The sequence below is a fragment of the Micromonospora sp. CNZ299 genome, assembly GCF_002754415.1.
In genome coordinates, this window is record NZ_PEFG01000001.1 from 6463547 (window position 1) to 6486020 (window position 22474).

General features: G+C 70.7%; 21 protein-coding genes. 7 read left to right on the forward strand and 14 right to left on the reverse strand.

Annotated features, from left to right (window positions below; genetic code table 11):
- Positions 1-12: 12 nt before the first annotated feature.
- The 5 genes from sufC to CLT68_RS29180 all read right to left on the reverse strand — a co-directional run bounded on the left by sufC (position 13) and on the right by CLT68_RS29180 (position 4459).
- Positions 13-786, reverse strand: a complete 774-nt coding sequence (gene sufC / locus CLT68_RS29160) for a Fe-S cluster assembly ATPase SufC (RefSeq protein ID WP_088949235.1) — start codon at positions 784-786, stop codon at positions 13-15.
- Entirely contained in the window at positions 786-1112 is a 327-nt protein-coding gene (locus tag CLT68_RS29165; protein WP_099855780.1) for a non-heme iron oxygenase ferredoxin subunit, read from the reverse strand. Before CLT68_RS29165 ends, sufC begins: the two co-directional genes overlap by 1 nt.
- A complete protein-coding gene (sufD, locus tag CLT68_RS29170) occupies positions 1112-2260 on the reverse strand; it encodes a Fe-S cluster assembly protein SufD (protein ID WP_099855782.1) in 1149 nt (382 codons plus the stop codon). Before sufD ends, CLT68_RS29165 begins: the two co-directional genes overlap by 1 nt.
- A gap of 91 nt (positions 2261-2351) precedes the next feature.
- On the reverse strand, positions 2352-3782 hold the full coding sequence (gene sufB, locus CLT68_RS29175; RefSeq protein WP_088949238.1) for a Fe-S cluster assembly protein SufB: 1431 nt from the start codon (positions 3780-3782) through the stop codon (positions 2352-2354).
- Complete coding sequence (locus tag CLT68_RS29180) at positions 3779-4459, reverse strand: helix-turn-helix transcriptional regulator (RefSeq protein ID WP_406085493.1); 681 nt, start codon at positions 4457-4459, stop codon at positions 3779-3781. The genes sufB and CLT68_RS29180 overlap by 4 nt, the downstream gene beginning before the upstream one ends.
- A gap of 218 nt (positions 4460-4677) precedes the next feature.
- Between CLT68_RS29180 and CLT68_RS29185 the strand changes: the two genes are divergently transcribed.
- Entirely contained in the window at positions 4678-5643 is a 966-nt protein-coding gene (locus tag CLT68_RS29185) for a COX15/CtaA family protein (RefSeq protein WP_185755374.1), read from the forward strand.
- Positions 5644-5919: 276 nt separating this feature from the next.
- On the opposite strand, the gene CLT68_RS29190 is transcribed toward CLT68_RS29185, so the two are convergent.
- The 3 genes from CLT68_RS29190 to CLT68_RS29200 form a co-directional block, all read right to left on the reverse strand.
- Positions 5920-6840, reverse strand: a complete 921-nt coding sequence (locus tag CLT68_RS29190) for a hypothetical protein (protein WP_099855789.1) — start codon at positions 6838-6840, stop codon at positions 5920-5922.
- Between the two features lie 13 nt (positions 6841-6853).
- Positions 6854-7189: a hypothetical protein gene (locus tag CLT68_RS29195; protein ID WP_088949242.1), complete on the reverse strand. Its 336-nt coding sequence runs from the start codon at positions 7187-7189 to the stop codon at positions 6854-6856.
- Positions 7190-7502: 313 nt separating this feature from the next.
- On the reverse strand, positions 7503-8456 hold the full coding sequence (locus CLT68_RS29200; RefSeq protein WP_099855791.1) for a heme o synthase: 954 nt from the start codon (positions 8454-8456) through the stop codon (positions 7503-7505).
- 266 nt (positions 8457-8722) lie between these two features.
- Between CLT68_RS29200 and tkt the strand changes: the two genes are divergently transcribed.
- The 6 genes from tkt to pgl all read left to right on the forward strand — a co-directional run bounded on the left by tkt (position 8723) and on the right by pgl (position 17352).
- A complete protein-coding gene (tkt, locus tag CLT68_RS29205; RefSeq protein ID WP_088949244.1) occupies positions 8723-10861 on the forward strand; it encodes a transketolase in 2139 nt (712 codons plus the stop codon).
- A 15-nt stretch (positions 10862-10876) separates the two neighbouring features.
- A complete protein-coding gene (gene tal, locus CLT68_RS29210) occupies positions 10877-12052 on the forward strand; it encodes a transaldolase (RefSeq protein WP_088949245.1) in 1176 nt (391 codons plus the stop codon).
- A gap of 156 nt (positions 12053-12208) precedes the next feature.
- Positions 12209-13858 carry a hypothetical protein gene (locus CLT68_RS29215; RefSeq protein WP_088949246.1) on the forward strand — a complete coding sequence of 550 codons (1650 nt, stop codon included), beginning with the start codon at positions 12209-12211 and terminating at the stop codon, positions 13856-13858.
- Between the two features lie 2 nt (positions 13859-13860).
- A complete protein-coding gene (gene zwf, locus CLT68_RS29220; protein ID WP_099855793.1) occupies positions 13861-15414 on the forward strand; it encodes a glucose-6-phosphate dehydrogenase in 1554 nt (517 codons plus the stop codon).
- Positions 15411-16427 (forward strand): glucose-6-phosphate dehydrogenase assembly protein OpcA, encoded by a 1017-nt coding sequence (locus CLT68_RS29225; protein ID WP_099855796.1) that lies wholly within the window; start codon positions 15411-15413, stop codon positions 16425-16427. The genes zwf and CLT68_RS29225 overlap by 4 nt, the downstream gene beginning before the upstream one ends.
- A gap of 154 nt (positions 16428-16581) precedes the next feature.
- Positions 16582-17352 (forward strand): 6-phosphogluconolactonase, encoded by a 771-nt coding sequence (pgl, locus tag CLT68_RS29230; RefSeq protein ID WP_088949249.1) that lies wholly within the window; start codon positions 16582-16584, stop codon positions 17350-17352.
- Between the two features lie 37 nt (positions 17353-17389).
- Here pgl and CLT68_RS29235 read toward each other — a convergent pair whose 3' ends face one another.
- The 6 genes from CLT68_RS29235 to whiA form a co-directional block, all read right to left on the reverse strand.
- Complete coding sequence (locus tag CLT68_RS29235) at positions 17390-17731, reverse strand: RNA polymerase-binding protein RbpA (RefSeq protein ID WP_088949250.1); 342 nt, start codon at positions 17729-17731, stop codon at positions 17390-17392.
- 143 nt (positions 17732-17874) lie between these two features.
- Positions 17875-18135 (reverse strand): preprotein translocase subunit SecG, encoded by a 261-nt coding sequence (gene secG, locus CLT68_RS29240; protein ID WP_030337344.1) that lies wholly within the window; start codon positions 18133-18135, stop codon positions 17875-17877.
- A gap of 96 nt (positions 18136-18231) precedes the next feature.
- Entirely contained in the window at positions 18232-19023 is a 792-nt protein-coding gene (gene tpiA, locus CLT68_RS29245; RefSeq protein WP_099855798.1) for a triose-phosphate isomerase, read from the reverse strand.
- Positions 19024-20223, reverse strand: coding sequence for a phosphoglycerate kinase (locus tag CLT68_RS29250; RefSeq protein WP_099855800.1), 1200 nt, complete (start codon positions 20221-20223; stop codon positions 19024-19026).
- Entirely contained in the window at positions 20220-21224 is a 1005-nt protein-coding gene (gap, locus tag CLT68_RS29255; RefSeq protein WP_088949253.1) for a type I glyceraldehyde-3-phosphate dehydrogenase, read from the reverse strand. The genes CLT68_RS29250 and gap overlap by 4 nt, the downstream gene beginning before the upstream one ends.
- Before the next feature lie 262 nt (positions 21225-21486).
- Positions 21487-22467 carry a DNA-binding protein WhiA gene (whiA, locus tag CLT68_RS29260; RefSeq protein WP_030337350.1) on the reverse strand — a complete coding sequence of 327 codons (981 nt, stop codon included), beginning with the start codon at positions 22465-22467 and terminating at the stop codon, positions 21487-21489.
- Between the last annotated feature and the right edge of the window lie 7 nt (positions 22468-22474).

The following is a 22474-nucleotide window of genomic DNA, read 5'->3' on the forward strand; positions in this document are numbered from 1 at the left end:
CGCCTCTCCCGCTCAGGCCTTGGCCGTGCCGGCCCCGGCGGCGTACCGCTCGTAGCCCTCGGCCTCGAGCTTGTCGGCCAGCTCCGGGCCGCCCTGCTCGACGATCCGGCCGGCGATGAACACGTGCACGAAGTCCGGCTTGATGTAGCGCAGGATCCGCGTGTAGTGGGTGATCAGCAGCACGCCGGTGTCGCCGTCGTCGCGGACCCGGTTGACGCCCTCGCTGACCACGCGCAGCGCGTCCACGTCGAGGCCCGAGTCGGTCTCGTCGAGGATGGCGATCTTCGGCTTGAGCAGCTCCAGCTGGACGATCTCGTGCCGCTTCTTCTCACCACCGGAGAAGCCCTCGTTGACGTTGCGCTGGGCGAACGCCGGGTCCATCTGCAGGCGCTCCATCGCGCCGCGCAGCTCGCCACCCCAGGTGCGCAGCTTCGGTGCCTCGCCGTCGATGGCGGTCTTCGCGGTGCGCAGGAAGTTGGCCACCGAGACGCCGGGCACCTCGACCGGGTACTGCATGGCCAGGAAGAGGCCGGCGCGGGCCCGCTCGTCGACAGTCATGGCGAGCACGTCCTCGCCGTCGAGGGTCACCGTGCCGCCGGTGATCTCGTACTTGGGGTGACCGGCGATCGAGTACGCCAGGGTGGACTTGCCGGAGCCGTTCGGGCCCATGATCGCGTGGGTCTCGCCGGACTTCACGGTCAGGTCGACGCCGGACAGGATCGGCTTGAGCTCACCCTCGGGCAGCTTGACCGACACCTTCAGGTCGCGGATCTCCAGGGTGCTCATTATCGGGTCACTCCATTACTCGGCGTCAGGCTGAGGTAGATGTCGCCGTCGCGGACTTCGACGGGGTAGACGGGGACGGGTTCGGTGGCGGGCAGCCCGGTCGGCTCACCGGTGCGCAGGTCGAAACGCGAGCCGTGCAACCAGCACTCCAGCGTGCAGCCGTCGACCTCGCCCTCGGAGAGGGCGACCGCGGCGTGCGAGCACTCGTCGTACACGGCGTAGAAGTTGCCGTCCTCGCCGTGCACCAGGGCGATCGACGTACCGTCGACGTCCGCGCTGATGGCGGTGCCCTTCGGTACGTCCTCGGTGGAGCAGATCCGGATCATCAGGCGCCCGCCTTGGTCAGCCGGGCCTCGATCGCGTCGCCCAGGCGCTCGCGCAGGGACTCCACCGGGATCTTGTTGATCAGCTCGGCGAAGAAGCCGCGGACCACCAGGCGGCGGGCCTCGCTCTCCGGGATACCCCGGGCCATCAGGTAGAAGAGCTGCTCGTCGTCGAAGCGGCCGGTCGCGCTGGCGTGGCCGGCGCCGGCGATCTCGCCGGTCTCGATCTCCAGATTGGGTACGGAGTCCGCCCGAGCGCCTTCGGTGAGCAGCAGGTTCCGGTTGATCTCGTACGTGTCGGTGCCGGTCGCCTCGGCGCGGATCAGCACGTCGCCCACCCAGACGGTGTGCGCGTCCTCGCCCTGCAGGGCGCCCCGGTAGCCGACGTAGCTGCGGCAGTCCGGCACGGAGTGGTCGACCAGCTGCCGGTGCTCCAGGTGCTGACCGGAGTCGGCGAAGTAGACGCCGTACAGCTCGGCCTCGCCACCCCGACCGGTGTATTCCACGCTGGTGAACTGCCGGACCAGGTCACCACCGAGGGTGACCTGGATGTGCACGACCCGGGCGTCGCGGCCCAGCTTCACCTGGATGTGCTGCGCCTGGACCGCGTCGGAGGCCCAGTCGGCGATCGTGACCAGGGTCAGCTTCGCGCCGTCGGCGACGAACACCTCGACGTTGTCGGCAAGCGTGGCCGAGCCCTCCTGGGAGAACACGACAGTGGCCTCCGCGAACCGACCCACCTGGACCTGGGTCCGGGCGAAGGCCAGCTCCTCGGGGTACGCGCCCAGCAGTCGGACGATCACCGCGTCGGACACCACCGCGTCGGCGGCCACCTCGACCAGCGCGACCCGCGCGGCACCGCCGTGCGCCAGTGCGCTGATCCGGTCGGTCGGCACCGGCGCGGACGCGACGCTGGCGTCACTCGGCTCGACGAGCCGCACCGACACCCCGGCCGGCAGGTCCGGGTGCTCGATGGTGACGCCCCGGCCGGTGGCGGCGGAGGTGTCCGCCGTGGCCAGGCCGCGGAGGCGCTTGAGCGGGGTGAAACGCCACTCCTCCTCCAGGCCGGTGAGGGCCGGGAAGTCGGCGACGTCGTACGAGCGCAGCGCCTGCGACTTGGTGCTGGGTGGCGCGGAAGCCTGGGTAGTCATTTCTTCCTTGGTCTGTCTGTTCCGTGGCGACGAGGTGGGGTCCTGGTGTGGCGGGCCGAGGTTCCCGGCCCGCCACGCGGGAGCGGCGGCGTCAGCCGACCGCGCCCTCCATCTGAAGCTCGATCAGGCGGTTGAGCTCCAGGGCGTACTCCATCGGAAGCTCCTTGGCGATCGGCTCGATGAAGCCACGCACGATCATGGCCATCGCCTCGTCCTCGCTCAGGCCCCGGCTCATCAGGTAGAAGAGCTGGTCGTCGCTGATCTTGGACACGGTCGCCTCGTGACCCATCGACACGTCGTCCTCACGGATGTCGACGTACGGGTAGGTGTCCGAGCGGGAGATGGTGTCGACCAGCAGCGCGTCGCACTTGACCGTGCTCCGGCTGTGGTGCGAACCCTCCAGCACCTGCACCAGACCCCGGTACGAGGTGCGGCCGCCGCCCCGGGCGATCGACTTGGAGATGATGGTCGAGGAGGTGTGCGGCGCGGCGTGCACCATCTTGGCGCCGGCGTCCTGGTGCTGACCCTCGCCAGCCATCGCCACCGAGAGCACCTCGCCCTTGGCGTGCTCGCCGGTCATGTAGACCGCCGGGTACTTCATCGTCACCTTGGAGCCGATGTTGCCGTCGACCCACTCCATGGTCGCGCCCTCGTGGCAGACGGCGCGCTTGGTGACCAGGTTGTAGACGTTGTTCGACCAGTTCTGGATGGTCGTGTAACGGCAGCGCGCGTTCTTCTTGACGATGATCTCCACGACCGCGCTGTGCAGCGAGTCGGAGGAGTAGAGCGGCGCGGTGCAGCCCTCGACGTAGTGCACGTACGCACCCTCGTCGACGATGATCAGCGTCCGCTCGAACTGGCCCATGTTCTCCGTGTTGATCCGGAAGTAGGCCTGCAGCGGGATCTCCACCTGCACACCCTTCGGCACGTAGATGAACGAGCCACCGGACCACACGGAGGTGTTCAGGGCGGCGAACTTGTTGTCGCCGACCGGGATCACCGTGCCGAAGTACTCCTTGAAGACGTCCTCGTGCTCGCGCAGGGCCGTGTCCGTGTCCAGGAAGAGAACTCCCTGCTCCTCAAGGTCCTCACGGATCTTGTGGTAGACGACCTCGGACTCGTACTGCGCCGCGACACCCGCGACCAGCCGCTGCTTCTCCGCCTCCGGGATGCCCAGCCGGTCGTACGTGTTCTTGATGTCCTCCGGCAGGTCCTCCCAGCTGGTGGCCTGCTTCTCGGTGGACCGCACGAAGTACTTGATGTTGTCGAAGTCGATCCCGCTGAGGTCCGCGCCCCAGGCCGGCATCGGCTTGCGGCCGAACAGCCGCAGGCCCTTCAGCCGCAGGTCGAGCATCCACGCCGGCTCGCTCTTCTTGGCCGAGATGTCCCGCACCACCGCCTCGTTGATGCCGCGCTGGGCAACCGCCCCGGCGGCGTCCGGGTCGGACCAGCCGTACTCGTACCGACCCAGGGCCGCGAGCTGCTCTTCCTGGGTCAGGGGCTGGACGATCTGCTCGGTCATCTATCTGTCCTCACAGTGGTGACGGGATTACCGGATTGAACACGGCCCGGCTGGGTCGGAATGTGCGTGGTGCACACCCCGTCGCCGTGCGCGATGGTGGCCAGGCGCTGCACGTGGGTGCCGACCAGACGGGAGATCACCGCGGTCTCGGCCTCGCACAGCTGGGGAAACTCGGCGGCCACGTGCGCCACCGGGCAGTGGTGCTGGCAGAGCTGACCGCCGGAGGCGATCGTGGTCGCATTGGCAGCGTAACCCTCGGCGGTGAGCGCCGAGGCGAGTGCCTCGGCACGCGCGAGAGGGTCCTCGCCGGCGTCTTCCATGGCCGCTTGACAGCGGGATTCCAGGGCCGACACCTGCTCGGTGGCGAACGCCTCGACCGCATCCGAACCGCCGCTGCGGGCGATCCAGCGCAACGCGGCGGTGGCCATGTTGTCGTAGTGGTGTGTGCCACAGCGCACCCGGGCGGCCTCGGTCAGCATGAACACCTTGGCCGGACGCCCTCGCCCGCGGCTGCCCTGCACGGTCTGCTCGCGGGCGTAGACGTCACCGTCGGCGAGCATCGCGTCCAGGTGGCGCCGGATCGCCGCCGGGCTGAGCCCCAGGGCCGCGCCAAGCTGAGCGGCGGTGGTCGCACCCCGCTCCAGCAGCAACTGGGTGACCCGGTCCCGGGTGGAGATCTCGGTCGCCGCGCCGGCGCCGAGGGCGGTCGAGGTGGTCGTGACGAGCGCGGACGCGGACGCGCCGACGGCCGGAACAGCCGCCGACTGGTGCCCGGAGAGCGCCGCCGCGTTTTTCACAACGCCAACGTTACGTAATTACCCGGAGGGTCGCAAACCCGGGCCCCGGTGATCCGAACCACCGAGCCGACGGAGTCGGACGAACCTCGATCACTACAGTGCGTAGGATTTGCGCCGTGAACCGAATCGTCCGTCCGGTCTCCGGCATCCTGCTGCGCCGCCTCGCGCTCGCCTCGATCATCGCGAACGTGGGCATCGTCGTCACCGGCGGGGCCGTCCGGTTGACCGCCTCGGGCCTGGGCTGCCCCACCTGGCCCCGGTGCACCGACGATTCCTACGTCACCACGCCCGAGATGGGCGTGTACGGGGTGATCGAGTTCGGCAACCGCATGCTGACGTTCGCGGTGGGCCTCATCGCGCTGGCCACCGTGCTGGCCGTACTCCTGCACCGACCCCGCCGACCCGGGCTCCTCGCCCTGGCCGTGGCGGTCTTCCTGGGCATCCCCGCCCAGGCGGTGATCGGTGGCATCACCGTGCTGACCAACCTCAACCCGTGGGTGGTCGGGCTGCACTTCCTCGCCTCGATGGCGGTGATCGCCGCCGCGTACGCCCTCTGGCGGCGCATCGGCGACCCCGACGGCCCGCCCGTGGCCGTGGTGCCCGCACCGCTGCGCGCGCTGGCCCGGGTCACCACCGGCGTCACCGTCGCCGTGCTGGTCGTCGGCACCTGGGTCACCGGCAGCGGCCCGCACGCCGGCGACCACGGCGCCGCCCGCAACGGGCTCGACCCGGAGACGATCTCGCAGGTGCACGCGGACGGGGTCTTCCTGCTGATCGGGCTGTCGGTGGCGCTGATCTTCGCGTTCCGCGCCGTCGGCGCCCAGCGGGCCACCCGCGCCGCGATCGTGCTGGTCGCCGTGGAGCTGGGTCAGGGCCTGATCGGGTTCGTGCAGTACTTCACCCACGTGCCGGCGATCCTGGTCGGCGCACACATGCTCGGCTCCTGCCTGGTGCTGCTGGCCGCGCTGTCGGTGCAGTGGTCGACCCGCGAACGCCGCCCGGTCACCCCGGCAGCAGATGTCGCAGCGACCCACGCCGAGGAATCCGTCCCGGTCACCGCCTGACCCCCAGGGCGCGGCCCCGCGTCCCGCGCCGCCGGTCCGAGCCCTCCCGCGTCGGGCGTCCGGTTCTGCGCTTCCGCAAGGATCGGCCGGACGACGCCTGCCGCCCCGCGCCCCGCCCCCCGCGCACCCAGGCCAAGATCCGCGCAACTTCGGGGAAAGTGCTGTGTCCCGGCGCCCTGAGACACCAACTTCACCGAAGTTGCGCGGATCTTGGCAGTGGCGCGGTGCGCGGTGGCGCGGTGCGCGGTGGCACGGCGGGCGTCGCGCCGGGGGCGGTCAGGCGCGGCGGGTTAGGTGGGTGGCGATCGCGGCGGCGAGGCGGTCGGGGGCCCCGTCGGCGTACCCGATGAAGAGCGACGGCTCGGTCAGCTCCAGCTCGACCAGGACCGGCTCGCCGTCGGGGCCGGGGATCAGGTCGACCCGGGCGTAGAGCAGCTGCCGCGTGCCGCCGGGCACCGTGGCGAGGGTCTTCTCGGCCACCGCGAGCTGTTCGGGTCGGGCGGTACGGGAGGTGATCTCCTCGGCCTTGTAGAGCCCGTCCGGGCCGAGGTCCGGGCCGGTCAGCATCGGCCCCTTGCGGATCGCGTGGCTGAACGTGAGCCCGTCCGGCCCGGCCAGGAAGAGCAGTGCCGTCTCGCCCTCGGTGTCGACGGCGCGCAGGTAGGGCTGGACCATGGTCACCCGGCCGGCGTCGGAGAGCCGGCGGACATGTGCGGCGGCCAGGTCCCGGTGCTCCGGGTCGGCCAGGTCGTAGCGGCCGGTGTCCTGGCTGCCGGCGCTGACCGAGGGCTTGAGCACGTACTCGCCGGTCTCGGCGGGCGGTTGCCAGCTCTCCCCCGGCTCGACCCAGGACGTCGGAACGGTCGGCACCCCGGCGGCGGTCAGCTCGGCCAGGTAACGCTTGTCGGTGTTCCAGCGGACCACGTCGGCCGGGTTGACCAGTGTTGGGACGGTTGCCGCCCAGGCGACGAACTCGTCGCGGCGCAGCGCGTAGTCCCAGGGTGAGCGGAGCACGACCAGGTCGTACGAGGACCAGTCGACATCGGGGTCGTCCCACACCGCGGTGTCGACGGCGATGCCATGGGCGCTGAGCGGGGCGAGGACCAGCCGGTCGTCCGGGTCGAGGTCGGCGAGGTCGGCGCAGGTGACGAGAGCGACCCGGGGTTCCCCCCGGGTCGACTGGTGATCGGTGGTCAATTCAGGTGTCTATTCAGCGGGCCATCGTGCGCCGGGCCATCGACCGCCACAGGTCGTTGCTCGGACGCATCTGGTCCATCAGTTCACGCTCCCAGGCGTTCTCGACGGTGACTCCCGCCTTGGCGCACGCCTCCCGGGCGGTGACGGTGTCGTCGGCGAACTGGTCGCCCCACTCACCGTCGGACCCGACCAGGACGATTCGCGCGCCACGCTTGCCGACGTACTCGATGACCGCCTTCGCGCCGCCGTGCCCGGCGGCGAACGCCTTGAGGCCCGCAACCAGGCCCTGGGGCGTCTGCTCGCCGGCGGTCTGCTCGGCCGTCAGCGTCGTATCGGAACCATCTGCCATGACGCGAAGCCTAAGCAGACTCGCACCCTCTCGGGCGAGAACCATGAACCTTTTGTGATGCCAATTACCTACAGGTTTAAGGCTGACCACAGGCAAGCTGTCCGTTTATATATGGACTTTTCATCGCAAAACTTCGCGGCAAACCCTCGCTCATCCACCACAGGTTGAGCCCATCCGGCTCATGCCGAAAGTTACCCTGATGTGACGTTAAACCGGACAACTCATCCATGGGCATGATTAGTCGGACGTCGAGCGCCACCCACCGGATCGGCGGGGCGGAACCGCGAGGCGGGCGTCAGACGCGACGCGGACGTCAGATCAGCGCGTCGAGCGCGACGGCCACGAACACGATCGTCAGGTACGTGGTCGACCAGTGGAACAGCCGCATCGGCTTGACCGCCTCGCCCCGCGTCGCGCGCCGGCAGAGTCGGTGTGCCTCGACGACGAAGATGGCACCCACCACCAGGGTCGGCACGCCGTAGATCGCGCTGAGCCCCAGCGGCCAGACAGCCAGGGAGGTGAGCACGGTGAGCCACGCGAAGATCAGGATCTCGGCGTTCACCCGTCGGGTCGACGCCACCACCGGCAGCATCGGGATGCCGGCCCGCGCGTAGTCGTCCTTGTATTTCATGGCGAGCGGGTAGAAGTGCGGCATCTGCCAGAAGAAGACCACCGCGAACAGCCCCCAGGCCGCCGGGGCCAGCCCGCCGGTGACCGCTGCCCATCCGATGAGCACCGGAGCGGCCCCGCACGCGCCACCCCAGAAGGTGTTCGTCGGGGTGGAGCGCTTGAGCCACAGCGTGTAGACGACGTCGTAGTAGACGATCGCGGCAAGGGTCAGCCCGGCGGCGAGCAGGTTGGTGAACGCCGCCATCAGGACGATCGAGATCGCCGCCAGCACCAGACCGAAGACCAGCGCGCTGCGTGGCGACACGGTGTGCGCCGGCAGTGGCCGACGCTTGGTACGCCGCATCAACTGGTCGATGTCCCGGTCGATGTAGCAGTTGAGCACGCTGGCCGCGCCGGCGGCGAGCGAGCCACCGATCAGCACGATGGCCATCAACCACAGCGACGGGAGCCCGCCCTCGGCGAGCATCATCGCCGGGATGGTGGTGACCAACAGCAGCTCGACGATCCGCGGCTTGGTGAGCGCCACGTACGCCGAGAGGACCGCGCGTACGTCCCGCCGGGCCACCGGGCCCTCGGCCGCCCGCGCCGGGTGCTGCCCGGCCGGGTTGCTCGCGGGGCGCTCGGTGATCATGCTCACGGATTGCCACCTTCCGGCATCGGGCACGGGGAGATCGGATTGGTCGGGACCGCTCGGGTCCGCATACCGACCCACACACTACGCGTTGTCGTTTTGGCTGCCCGGCCGACCCGACAACGGTGCGGACGGTCACACCACCGGGTTGACCGGCGCGACGGGTTCGTCACGTAGCGCACACCATGCGGAGATCCCCGGGCGCGCGTTTAGGGACGCTCGATAGGGTCATCAGTGAGGGTTCCGCCCATCTGCCGAGGAGCACAACCATCGTGGCTGCCAAACGACCCGAGCACTCCGCACTGAACTGGTCCGACCTCGATCGCCGGGCCGTCGATACCGTCCGCGTGCTGGCCATGGATGCCGTGGAGAAATCCGGCAACGGCCACCCGGGCACCGCGATGAGCCTTGCGCCCGCGGCGTACCTCCTCTTCAACCGGGTCATGCGGCACAACCCGGCCGACCCGAACTGGCCCGGCCGGGACCGGTTCGTCCTCTCCGCCGGGCACTCCAGCCTGACTCTCTACATCCAGCTGTTCCTGTCCGGTTACCCGCTGGCCCTGGACGACCTCAAGTCGCTGCGGCAGTGGGGCTCACTCACGCCGGGTCACCCCGAGCACGGGCACACCCCGGGCGTCGAGACCACCACCGGCCCCCTCGGGCAGGGTCTGGGCAACGCGGTCGGCATGGCCATGGCGGCCCGTCGCGAGCGCGGCCTGTTCGACCCGGAGGCCGAGCCGGGCGCGTCGGTCTTCGACCACAACATCTGGTGCATCGTCTCCGACGGCGACATCGAGGAGGGCATCAGCCACGAGGCCAGTGCCCTCGCCGGGCACCAGCAGCTGGGCAACCTCACGGTGATCTACGACGACAACGAGATCTCGATCGAGGACGACACCCGCATCGCCAAGAGCGAGGACGTGGCAGCCCGCTACGAGGCGTACGGCTGGCACGTGCAGACCGTCGACTGGCGTAGCGGCGACGCCGACCAGGGCGACTACCACGAGGACGCCGAGGCCCTGCACGCCGCGCTGCTGGCCGCCAAGGCGGAGACCGGCCGTCCCTCCTTCATCGCCCTGCGCACCATCATCGGCTGGCCCGCTCCCAACAAGCAGAACACCGGCAAGATCCACGGCTCGGCGCTCGGCGCCGACGAGGTGAAGGCCACCAAGCAGATCCTCGGCTTCGACCCGGAGCAGACCTTCCAGGTCGACGAGGAGGTGCTCGCCCACGCCCGCACGGTGATGGGTCGCGGCTCCGACGCCGAGCAGGCATGGACCGGCGAGTTCGACGCCTGGAAGAAGGCCAACCCGGAGCGCACCGCGCTCTACGAGCGGATGGCCGGGCGGGTGCTCCCCGACGGCTGGGCCGACGCGCTGCCGGTCTTCCCCGCCGACGCCAAAGGCGTGGCCACCCGTGCCGCGTCCGGCAAGGTGCTGGAGGCGCTCGCGCCGGTGCTGCCGGAGCTGTGGGGCGGCTCGGCCGACCTGGCGGAGAGCAACAACACCACCATGAAGGGCGAGCCGTCGTTCATCCCGGCCTCGCACGCCACCAAGGACTTCCCCGGCCACGAGTACGGCCGCACGCTGCACTTCGGCATCCGCGAGCACGCCATGGGAGCGATCCTCAACGGCATCGCCCTGCACGGCGGCACCCGCCCGTACGGCGGCACGTTCCTGGTGTTCAGCGACTACATGCGCCCATCGGTGCGGCTGGCCGCGCTGATGAAGCTGCCGGTGACCTACGTCTGGACGCACGACTCGATCGGCCTGGGCGAGGACGGCCCGACCCACCAGCCGGTGGAGCACCTGACCGCGCTGCGCGCCATCCCCGGTCTGGACGTGGTCCGCCCGGCGGACGCCAACGAGACGGCCTGGGCCTGGCGGATGGCGCTGGAGCACACCGACCGGCCGACCGCCATGGCGCTGAGCCGCCAGCCGCTGCCAACCCTGGACCGGGACGTCCTGGGCAGCGCGGAGGGGGTCGCCAAGGGCGGCTACGTGCTGGCCGAGGCGTCCAACGGCAAGCCTCAGGTGATCATCGTCGGCACCGGTTCCGAGGTGCAGCTCTGCCTGACCGCGCGGGAGCGCCTGGAGGCCGACGGCACCCCCACCCGGGTGGTTTCGATGCCCTGCCAGGAGTGGTTCTACGAGCAGGATGAGGCGTACCGGGAGTCGGTGCTCCCACGCGGGGTAAAGGCACGGGTGAGCGTGGAAGCGGGCATCGCGATGTCCTGGCGCGGCGTCGTCGGCGACCTCGGCGAGAGCGTCAGCCTGGAGCACTACGGAGCGAGCGCCCCGCACACCGTGCTCTTCGAGCAGTTCGGCTTCACCGGCGACCGGATCGTGGCGGCGGCGCACGCCTCGCTGGCCCGGGTGGGCGACATCACCGGTTTCACGACCGGCAACTGAGGGAGCGTGGACGGCATGACGGACAAGCTGAATGAGCTCACCGCCGCAGGCGTGGCGGTGTGGCTCGACGATCTTTCCCGGGTACGACTGAGCTCCGGCGGGCTGGACCAGCTCCGCCGTGAGAAGCACGTGGCCGGCGTCACCACCAACCCGACGATCTTCGCAAAGGCGCTGAGCGACGCCGACGAGTACAACTGGCAGCTGCGCGACCTCGCCACCCGTGGCATTGAGGTCGAGGAGTCGGTGCGGATGCTCACCACGTACGACGTGCGGTGGGCCTGCGACGTGATGCGCCCGTCCTACGACGGCAGTGCGGGCGTCGACGGCCGGGTCTCCATCGAGGTGGACCCCCGGGTGGCGCACGACAGCGACCGGACGGTTGCCGAGGCCAAGGCCCTGTGGTGGCTGGTCGACCGCCCCAACCTCTTCATCAAGATCCCGGCCACCGAGGAGGGCCTGTCGGCGATCACCGACACGCTGGCCGAGGGGATCAGCGTCAACGTGACGCTGATCTTCGGCCTGGACCGCTACTCGGCGGTGATGGAGGCGTTCCTCGCCGGCCTGGAGAAGGCCAAGGCCAACGGCCACGACCTGTCCACCATCGGCTCGGTCGCGTCGTTCTTCGTCTCCCGGGTGGATGCCGAGGTGGACAAGAGGCTGGAAAAGATCGGCTCCGAGCAGGCCAAGTCGCTCCGGGGCAAGGCCGCCGTCGCGAACGCCCAGCTGGCGTACGAGCGCTACACCGAGGTGTTCTCCTCCGACCGCTGGAAGGCGCTCGCCGACGCGGGGGCGCACCCGCAGCGGCCGCTGTGGGCGTCCACCTCGACGAAGAACCCGGATTACCGCGACGTCATCTACGTCGAGGAGCTGATCGCCCCCGGCACTGTCAACACCATGCCGGAGTCGGTCATCCACGCGTACGCCGATCACGGCGAGACCCGCGGCGACACCATCACCGGCGCCTACGACGCGGCCCGCAAGGTCTTCGCGGACCTGGAGTCGGTCGGGGTGGACATGGCCGACGTGATCGCCACCCTGGAGCGCGAGGGCGTGGAGAAGTTCGAGGCCAGCTGGCAGGAGCTGCTCGACGGCGTCCGCAAGTCGCTGGAGGCGGCGGCGAAGGGTAAGGGTTCTCCGAACAAGGCCGCCAAGGGCAACGCCAAGGGCGCCGAGAAGGCCGGTGGCGCATGAGCGAGAGCATCGAGCGAATCAGCAAGCTCAGTGCGCTGGTGCCTCATGACGGCACGCAGCGAAGCGGAGTGACGGCATGAGCGAGAGCATCGAGCGAATCAGCAGGCTCAGTGCGCTGGTGCCTCATGACGGCACGCAGCGAAGCGGAGTGACGGCATGAGCGACCTGTTGGCAGGGAAGGTGGAGGCCGCCGCCGGGCTGGCCGTGTACGGCGCGGACGCGGTCGACAAGTCCGCTCCCGCCTCGACCCGGGACGCGCTGGTCAAGGCCGGCGTCCCGGGCAAGCTGGCCGGCAAGGACGCGAGCCTGTGGGGTCCGGACGCCGAGGCCGAGGCGAAGGTCCGGCTCGGCTGGGTGGACACCCACCAGCGCAGCCGGGAGCTGCTGGCGCAGCTGGCCGAGCTGACCGCGGAGCTGGCCGACCTGGACCACGTGGTGCTCGCCGGGATGGGTGGCTCGTCACTGGCCCCCGAGGTGATCACGCGGACCCTGGGCCGCCCGCTGACCGTGCTGGACACCACCGACCCGGGCCAGGTCCGTGCGGCGCTCGGTGACCGGCTGGAGCGCACCGTCGTCGTGGTGGCGAGCAAGTCCGGTTCGACGGTGGAGACCGACAGCCACCGGCGCGCCTACTGGCAGGCTTTCCTGGACGCCGGGATGACGGAGGCGGAGGCCGGCCGGCACTTCGTCATCGTCACCGACCCGGGCTCGCCGCTGGAGGCCACCGCGACCGAGATGGGCGCGTTCACCGTGCTCGCCGACCCGAACGTGGGCGGCCGGTACTCGGCGCTGACCGCGTTCGGCCTGGTGCCCTCGGCGCTGGCCGGGGTCGAGGTCGCGGAACTGCTCGACCAGGCCGACGCGCTGGCCGCGTCGCTCGGCGCCGACCGGGACAACCCGGCGCTCGCCCTGGGTGCCGCCCTGGGCGCGGCGGCGACGCTGGCCCGGGACAAGATCGCGCTGGTCTCCGACGGCACCGGCATCGACGGGCTCGGCGACTGGGCCGAGCAGCTGATCGCCGAGTCGACCGGCAAGGCCGGGGTGGGCATCCTGCCGGTGGTCGTGGAGTCTCCGCAGAGCCCCGGCGCCAGCGGTGCGGACGTGCTGACCGTCAGCTACGGCGGCGCGCTGGCACCCGGTGACATGCCGGGCGGCGGCGCGGCCCCGGACGTGGCCGTCAACGGCCCGCTGGGCGCGCAGTTCCTGGCCTGGGAGTACGCGACCGCGGTGGCCGGTGTGGTGCTCGGCATCGACCCGTTCAACCAGCCGAACGTCACCGAGTCCAAGGAGAACACCAACAAGATCCTGGCCTCGGGCCTGCCGGCGGAGACGCCGTCGTTCACCGAGGGCGCGATCGAGGTGTACGCCCCGCAGGGCGCTCCCGGCGACCTGGCCGGGGTGCTGCGCTGGCTGCTCGACGGCCTGGGCGACGACGGTTACCTCGCGGTGATGGCGTACCTCGACCGGTTCGCCGACGCCGACATGGCCAAGCTGCGGCCGCTGCTGGCCCAGGCGGGCGGCCGGCCGGTCACCTTCGGTTGGGGACCGCGGTTCCTGCACTCGACGGGTCAGTACCACAAGGGCGGCCCGCAGGTGGGCAGCTACCTCCAGGTGACCGGCGCGGTCGCGGAGGACCTGGCGGTGCCGGGCAAGCCGTACACCTTCGGTGAGTTGCAGGCGGCGCAGGCTGCCGGGGACCGGCAGGCGCTCGCCGGCCGGGAGCGCCCGGTGCTGCGGCTGCATCTGACCGACCGTGCCGCCGGTGTCGCCCAACTGCTCGACGCGGCCGGTGATCTGCGGGCGTGAGGATGGACGACGTGACTGAGGCGGAGCGAGGAGGTGGCTCGGTGAACCCGCTGCGCGACCCGCAGGACCGCCGGTTGCCCCGGATCCCGGAGCCCTGCGCTCTGGTGATCTTCGGGGTGACCGGCGACCTGGCCCGCAAGAAGCTGCTCCCTGCCGTCTACGACCTGGCCAACCGAGGGCTGTTGCCGCCGGGTTTCGTGGTGCTCGGTTTCGCGCGCCGCGACTGGGGAGACGGCGACTTCGAGACGCTGGCCTGCGAGGCTGCCCGCAAGCACGCTCGTACTCCGTGGCGGGACGAGGTGTGGGCACGGCTGGCCGGCAACATCAAGTTCGTCGGCGGGTCGTTCGACGACGACGCGGCCTTCGACCAGCTCGCCTCGACGCTGGACGACCTGCGCCAGACCCACGGCATCACCGGCAACGCGGCGTTCTACTTCTCCATCCCCCCGGCCGCGTTCCCCGTCGTGCTCAAGCAGCTGGCCCGCACCGGGATGGCCGACAACGAGAAGTCCGGCGGTTGGCGTCGGGTCGTCGTGGAGAAGCCGTTCGGCAACGACCTGCCGTCGGCGAAGTCGCTCAACGACCTCGTCGACGACGTGTTCACCCGGGAGGACGTCTTCCGGATCGACCACTACCTGGGCAAGGAGACGGTCCAGAACATCCTGGCCCTGCGGTTCGCCAACAACCTGTTCGAGCCGCTGTGGAACTCCAAGTACGTCGACTCGGTGCAGATCACCATGGCCGAGGATGTCGGGATCGGCACCCGCGCCGGCTTCTACGACACCGTCGGCACCGCCCGTGACGTGCTCCAGAACCACCTCCTGCAACTGCTCGCCCTGGTGGCGATGGAGGAGCCGACCAGCTTCGACGCCGACGAGATCCGGGCCGAGAAGCTGAAGGTGCTCAAGGCCATCACCCTGCCCAAGGACGTCGCCCGGGACACCGTTCGCGGTCAGTACCTGCCCGGCTGGGTGGGCGGCGAGCGCGCTGTCGGTTACCTGGAGGAGCAGGACGTTCCGAGCGACTCCACCACGGAGACGTACGTGGCGGTGCGGCTGGGCATCCAGAACCGCCGCTGGGCCGAGGTGCCGTTCTACATCCGGGCCGGCAAGCGGCTGCCCCGGCGGGTCACCGAGGTCGCCATCATGTTCAAGAAGGCACCGCACCTGCCGTTCAACGACGCGGACATGGAGTCGCTGGGCAACAACCAGCTCGTGATCCGGGTCCAGCCGGACGAGGGTGTGGTGCTCAAGTTCGGCTCGAAGGTGCCGGGCACCACGATGGAGGTCCGCGACATCGCGATGGACTTCCAGTACGGCGAGGCGTTCACCGAGTCCAGCCCAGAGGCGTACGAGCGGCTGGTCCTGGACGTGCTGATCGGCGACCGCACCCTGTTCCCGGACGCGTCCGAGGTCGAGCAGAGCTGGCAGGTGATCGACCCGCTGGAGCACGCCTGGGCTGGCACCACGCCGGAGCCGTACCGGGCCGGCGAGTGGGGTCCACGCGCCTCCGACGAGATGCTGGCCCGCGAGGGCCGCGCTTGGAGACGAGCATGATCGGGCTGTGGGACACCACCGGCAACGAGGTGGTCAAGGCGCTCGCCGCCGAGCGGCGCAGTGCCGGCGGGGTGGCAAGCGGCATGGCGCTCACCCTCATCGTGGTGGTGGACGAGAAGCGGGTCCGGGAGGCGGAGGCGGCGGCGACGATCGCCGCCGCCGCCCACCCGTGCCGGCTGCTGGTGGTGGTTCGCTCCGAGATCGAGCGGGACCGCAACCGGCTGGACGCGGAGATCGTCGTCGGTGGCCGGCTCGGCCCGTGCGAGGCCGTGGTCACCCGGATGTACGGGCGGCTGGCCCTGCACGCCGAGTCGGTCGTGATGCCGCTGCTCGTCCCCGACGTGCCGGTGGTCACCTGGTGGCACGGCGAGCCACCGGCGGAGATCGCCACCGACTTCCTCGGGGTGGTCGCCGACCGGCGGATCACCGACTCGGCGCAGGCCGCCGACCCGGTGGAGGCGCTGCACCAGCGTGCCCGGGACTACGCCCCGGGCGACACCGACCTGGCGTGGACCCGGATCACCCCGTGGCGGACCCTGGTCGCCGGGGCGTTCGACACCACCAGCGAGCGGGTCACCGAGGCGACAGTCGTCGCGCCGCCCAGCGACCCGACGGCGGCGCTGATGGTCGGTTGGCTGTCCAGCCGGCTCGGCATCACCCCGCGCCGGGTGGACACCAACGAGTTCCCCCGGATGCGGGAGGTGCAGTTGAGCTGCGCCAACGGCGATCAGCTCACACTGACCCGCGAGGAGAGCATGGCCGTTTTCCGGCGGACCGGCCAGGATGACCGGGCTCTGCCGTTGGTCCGCCGCCCGCTCGGTGACGAACTCGCCGAGGAGCTGCGCCGACTGGACGCCGACCAGGTGTACGCGGAGGCGCTGGGTGCGACGGTCGGTCTGCGGGGGTTGGAGCAGCGTCCCCCGCAGCGGGTGCACGTCTGGAAGGATCCGGCCACCGCTCGGCGCGCCGAGGCCGGGGTCACCGCACACGCCGGCACCAGCGGCGAGGGCTGAGCCCGACCGGGGCACGACAACGTCGGGGCAGGGCCGGGTCACCCACCGGGCCCTGCCCCGGAACCTCCGGGGCACTCGCCCCGCCACCTCGGGCCTCCAGCCCGGGTACGACGCGACAGCGACCGCACGCGGTCGGGAAACGAAGGCGCAACCCATGAGTGAGGCGAGTGTCGCGGTCCACGCCGACGCCGATCTGCTGGCGCAGGCCGTGGCCGCCCGGTTGCTGGTGAAGATGCTCGACGCCCAGGCCGACCGGGGTGAGGCGTCGGTGGTGCTCACCGGCGGTCGGATCGCCGCCGCCGTGTACCGGGCGGTGGCGACGCTGCCCGCCCGCGACGCCGTGGACTGGTCCCGGGTCGACGTGTGGTGGGGTGACGAGCGGTTCCTGCCCGCCGGCGACCCGGACCGCAACGAGACCCAGGCCCGGGCCGCCCTGTTGGACGTGGTGCCGCTCGACCCGGCCCGGGTGCACCCGATGCCGGCCTCCGACGGCCCCGCCGGCAACGACCCCGAGGCCGCCGCGGCCTGGTACGGGGAGGAGTTGGCCCGCGCCGCCGGACCCGGGCACGGCACGCTGCCGCACTTCGACGTGCTGATGCTGGGCGTCGGCGAGGACGGGCACGTGGCGTCGATCTTCCCCGAGCACCCGGTGCACTACGACACCCGCCCGTGCAGCGCCGTGCGGGGCAGCCCCAAGCCGCCGGCTGTGCGGACCACCCTCACCCTGCCGGCGATCAACACCGCCGAGGAGGTCTGGCTGGTGGCCGGCGGCGCCGACAAGGCCCGCGCGGTGGGTATGGCGCTGGCCGGGGCCGGGCCGGTGCAGTTGCCGGCCGCCGGGGTGCACGGTGTGGGTCGCACCCGCTGGCTGCTGGATCGGGCCGCCGCAGCCGACGTACCCGCCCGGCTGCGCAGCCTCCGCTGACCGACAGGAAGGGCCCCTCGACGGGGGCCCTTCCTTCTTATTCGCCGCGGCGGCGGCGAAGCGCTGCGAGCGCCTCGGCCAGCAACGCCTCGCCTTCCTCGGCGGTACGCCGCTCCTTCACGTACGCCAGATGGCTCTTGTACGGCTCGGCGCGGACCCGGCCGGGCGGGTTCTGCGCGTCCCGCCCGGCGGGCAGGCCGCAGCGGGGGCAGTCCCACAGGGCCGGCGCCTCGGCGTCCGCGGCGATCCGGATGTCGATCCGGTGGTCGTTGCGGCACCAGTAGGTGACGTCCTGTCGGGGGGCGGGTTGGTGCCGCTCGTCGGGCCGCATGGGTGCGGACCCGACTCGGGCGCCGCGGATGACGTTGCCACTTGGCACGGCTGCTCGCTCCTGTCGTCGGAGGGGACCCGCCGTCTTTTTCTCAGGATGGGCGGCGGGCGACGCGGTGCAGCGGAGAAAAGCCTGCGCGCGGCCCGTCGAGTGACGGACCGCGCGCAGATTGTACGACTTGACGAGCCTGCTCAGGCGCCGCTGTTCATCTGGAGGCGGAGCCAGAGCCCGAGCCCGACGATGGCGGCGAACCAGACGACGCTCACCAGGACGGTGTAACGGTCCAGGTTTTTCTCCGCGACCGAAGAGCCGGCGAGGCTGGAGCTGACGCCACCGCCGAACATGCTCGACAGACCGCCGCCCTTGCCGCGGTGCAGCAGGATCAGCAGGGTGAGCAGAATGCTCGTGATGACCAGCAACACGATCAACGTGTATGCGAACCAGATCGGCATGGCTGGGGTCAGTTCCTCTCGTAGCGATCCTCGCCCGGTCTGATCGGGCACGGTGGCACCGACCGGTGGACGGGCGGTGTCAAGGATACCGAGCGATCAGCGAGCGAGGTGCTCCGGGAAGCGGCAGATCTGAGCGAATTCCTCCGCGTCCAGGCTGGCACCCCCCACCAGGCCCCCGTCCACGTCCGGCTGGGCCATGATCGAGGCGACGTTTGACGCCTTGACCGAGCCGCCGTAGAGGACCCGGACCTGGTTCGCGGTGTCCTGGTCGAAGCGCTCCGCCAGTCGCTGGCGGACCGCCCCGCAGACCTCCTGGGCGTCCTCCGGCGTCGCGGTCTTGCCCGTGCCGATCGCCCAGACCGGCTCGTACGCGATCACGACCTGGCGCACCTGCTCGGGGGTGAGCCCGGCGAGGCCCCCGTCGAGCTGGTCGGAGCAGTGCGCCACGTGGATGCCCTGCTCGCGCACGTCCAGCCCCTCCCCCACGCAGAGGATCGGGGTCAGGCCGTGCGTCAGCGCCGCCTTCACCTTGGCGTTGACCAGCGCGTCGTCCTCGTGGTGGTAGGCCCGCCGCTCGGAGTGCCCGACCACCACGTACGTGCAGCCGAGCTTGGCCAGCAGCGGACCGGAGATGTCCCCGGTGTACGCGCCGGACGCGTGCGGCGACAGGTCCTGCCCGCCGTAGCCGATCAGCAGCTTGTCGCCGTCCACCGCGGTCTGCACGGTACGCAGGTCGGTGAAGGGCGGCAGCACGACCGTCTCGACGGCGGTGAGCTGCTTCTCGGTGAGGCTGGCCGCCAGCTTCTGCACCAGCAGGTTGGCCTCGAGGTGGTTGAGGTTCATCTTCCAGTTGCCGGCCATCAACGGCCGGCGGGTGGTGCTCGACATTCAGTTCTCCAGGGCCGCGATGCCGGGGAGGGTCTTGCCCTCGAGGTATTCCAGGGAGGCGCCGCCACCCGTGGAGATGTGCCCGAAGGACGACTCGTCCAGCCCCAGGGCACGGACCGCCGCCGCCGAGTCACCGCCACCGACGACGCTGAACGCGTCGGCCTTGGTGATCGCCTCGGCGATGTCCCGGGTGCCCGCCGCGAAGGCCGGCATCTCGAACACGCCCATCGGGCCGTTCCAGAAGATCGTCTTCGCCTGGGACAGTGCGGCGCTGAAACCGGCGACCGTCTCCGGGCCCACGTCCAGCCCGAGCCGGTGGCTCGGGATGCCGTCGACACGGACCGTGTCGTGCGCGGCATCCGGGGCGAACGCGTCCGCCACCACCACGTCGACCGGCAGCATGATCTTGCCGCCGGACCGCTCCAGCAGGTTGCGGCAGGTGTCGACCATGTCCTTCTCCAGCAGCGAGGTGCCCACCTCCAGGCCCTGGGCCTTGAGGAAGGTGAAGCACATCCCGCCACCGATGAGCAGCCGGTCGACGGTAGGCAGCAGCGCCTCGATCACGGCGAGCTTGTCGGACACCTTCGACCCACCGAGCACCACCACGTACGGCCGCTCGGGGTCACCGGTGAGCTTGGAGAGCACCTCGACCTCACGCAGCACCAGTCGGCCCGCGACGTGCGGCAGCCGGGCCGGCACATCGAAGACGCTGGCGTGCTTGCGGTGCACCGCGCCGAACGCGTCGTCCACGTACGCGTCGCCGAACGCGGCGAGCTGGTCGGCGAACGCGCCCCGCTCGGCCTCGTCCTTGCTGGTCTCACCCGCGTTGAACCGCAGGTTCTCCAGGAGGGCGACCTGGCCGTCGGCCAGGTCGGCGACGGTGGAGCGGGCGGAATCGCCGACGGTGTCGGTGGCGAAGTGCACCGGGGCGCCGAGCAGCTCACCGAGCCGCCCGGCGACCGGGCCCAGGCTGAACTGCGGGTCCGGCGCGCCCTTCGGGCGGCCCAGGTGCGAGCAGACGACCACCTTCGCGCCGGCCTCGACCAGCGCGCCGAGGGTCGGCAGCACCGCGCGGATCCGGCCATCATCAGTGATCGCACCGGTCTGCTTGTCGAGCGGGACGTTCAGGTCGGCGCGCACCAGCACGCGCCGACCCGAAACCCCCTCGGCGAGCAGGTCGTCGAGGGTCCGGATGCTCACAGCGAGCTACCGACCAGCTTGACCAGGTCGACCAGGCGGTTGGAGTAACCCCACTCGTTGTCGTACCAGCCGACGACCTTCACCTGGTTGCCGACGACCTTGGTCAGCGGCGCGTCGAAGATGCACGACGCCGGGTCGGTGACGATGTCGCTGGAGACGATCGGGTCCTCGTTGTAGACCAGGATGCCCTTGAGCGGGCCGTCCGCGGCGGCCTTCAGCGCGGCGTTGACCTCGTCCACGGTGGTCTCGCGACCCACGTTGACGGTGAGGTCGGTGACCGAGCCGGTCGGGATCGGCACCCGAAGGGCGTACCCGTCGAGCTTGCCCTTGAGGTCCGGCAGGACCAGACCGATCGCCTTGGCGGCGCCGGTGGAGGTCGGGACGATGTTCAGCGCGGCGGCCCGGGCACGACGCAGATCCGAGTGCGGCGCGTCCTGGAGGTTCTGGTCCTGGGTGTACGCGTGGATCGTCGTCATAAGACCGTGCTGGATGCCGAACGTGTCGTGCAGGACCTTCGCCATCGGTGCGAGGCAGTTGGTGGTGCAGGAGGCGTTGGAGATGATGGTGTGCTTCGCCGGGTCGTAGGTGTCGTGGTTGACACCCATGACGACGGTGACGTCCTCGTTCTTCGCCGGGGCGGAGATGATGACCTTCTTGGCCCCGCCGTCGACGTGCGCCTTGGCCTTGGTGGCGTCGGTGAAGAAGCCGGTCGACTCGATGACGACGTCGACGTTCAGATCGCCCCACGGCAGCTTCGACGGGTCCTTCTCGGCGTACGCCTTGATGGTCTTGCCACCGACGGTGATCTCGTCGGCGGTGGCCTTGACCTCGTAGGGCAGGCGACCCAGAATGCTGTCGTACTTGAGCAGGTGGGCAAGCGTCGCGTTGTCGGTAAGGTCGTTCACCGCCACGACCTCGATGTCGGCGTCAGACGCCAGCACTGCCCGGAAGAAGTTACGGCCGATTCGGCCAAAGCCGTTGATGCCAACCCGGATGGTCACAGGTTCCAGCTCCTCGCGTTCTGGTCCGCCGGCTTCAGACAACGGGCCGGCGGAGTGGTGTGCGCCGACCGTTGGAGCCGGCCGTTGACGGTTCTTCTCGGCCACCCCGCCGCGGTCTGAGGACCTGACCGCCCGAGGCGGTGCGCACGACGAGGAGTGCCTGTGTCGGCCCCCTTGCCGTACGCAGCGACCTTATCCGAGCGTGCGAGACCACGCTGCGCCGGGTAGTGCCCCGGGCGCACCGTGCGGCCCCACCGTCCTATCAGACCACGAGCATGTCGGGCGTGACGGCTGCTTCCGTATCCGGGATGCCGAGGTCCCGGGCCCGCTTGTCGGCCAACGCCAGGAGCCGGCGGATCCGCCCGGCGATGGCGTCCTTGGTCAGCGGAGGGTCGGCCAGCGCGCCCAACTCCTCCAGCGAGGCCTGCCGGTGCTCCAGGCGCAGCCGCCCGGCGTCGGTCAGGTGGTTGGGCGCCTCGTCGGCGAGGATCTCCAGCGCACGGGTGACCCGGGCGGCGGCGGCGACCGCCGCGCGCGCCGAGCGACGCAGGTTGGCGTCGTCGAAGTTGGCCAGCCGGTTGGCGGTGGCCCGCACCTCGCGGCGCACCCGACGCTCCTCCCAGGCCAGCACGCTGGAGTGCGCGCCGATCCGGGTGAGCAGCGCGGCGATGGCGTCGCCGTCCTTGACCACCACCCGGTCCACCCCGCGTACCTCACGGTTCTTGGCGGTGATGCCGATCCGGCGGGCCGCGCCGACCAGCGCCAGCGCCGACTCCGGCCCCGGGCAGGTGATCTCCAGGGCGCTGGAGCGGCCGGGCTCGGTGAGCGAGCCGTGCGCCATGAACGCGCCCCGCCAGGCGGAGACCGCACAGCAGACGTTCGCCGCCACCACGTGCGGGGGCAGCCCGCGCACCGGACGACCTCGCACGTCGAGCAGGCCGGTCTGCCGGGCGAGAGCCTCGCCGTCCTTGACCACGCGCACGATGAAGTGGCTGCCCTTGCGCAGCCCACCGGAGGCCAGCACGTGGATCTCGCTCGGGTACCCGTAGACCTCCGCGATCTCCCGGCGCAGCCGTCGGGCCACCGCCCCGGTGTCCAGTTCAGCCTCCACCACCACGCGGCCGGAGACGATGTGCAGCCCGCCGGCGAAGCGCAGCAGTGCGGCCATCTCCGCCCGCCGACAGCAGGGCTTGGGCACGTCGACCCGACTCAGCTCGTCCTTGACCGCGGCCGTCATCGCCATTGTGCGT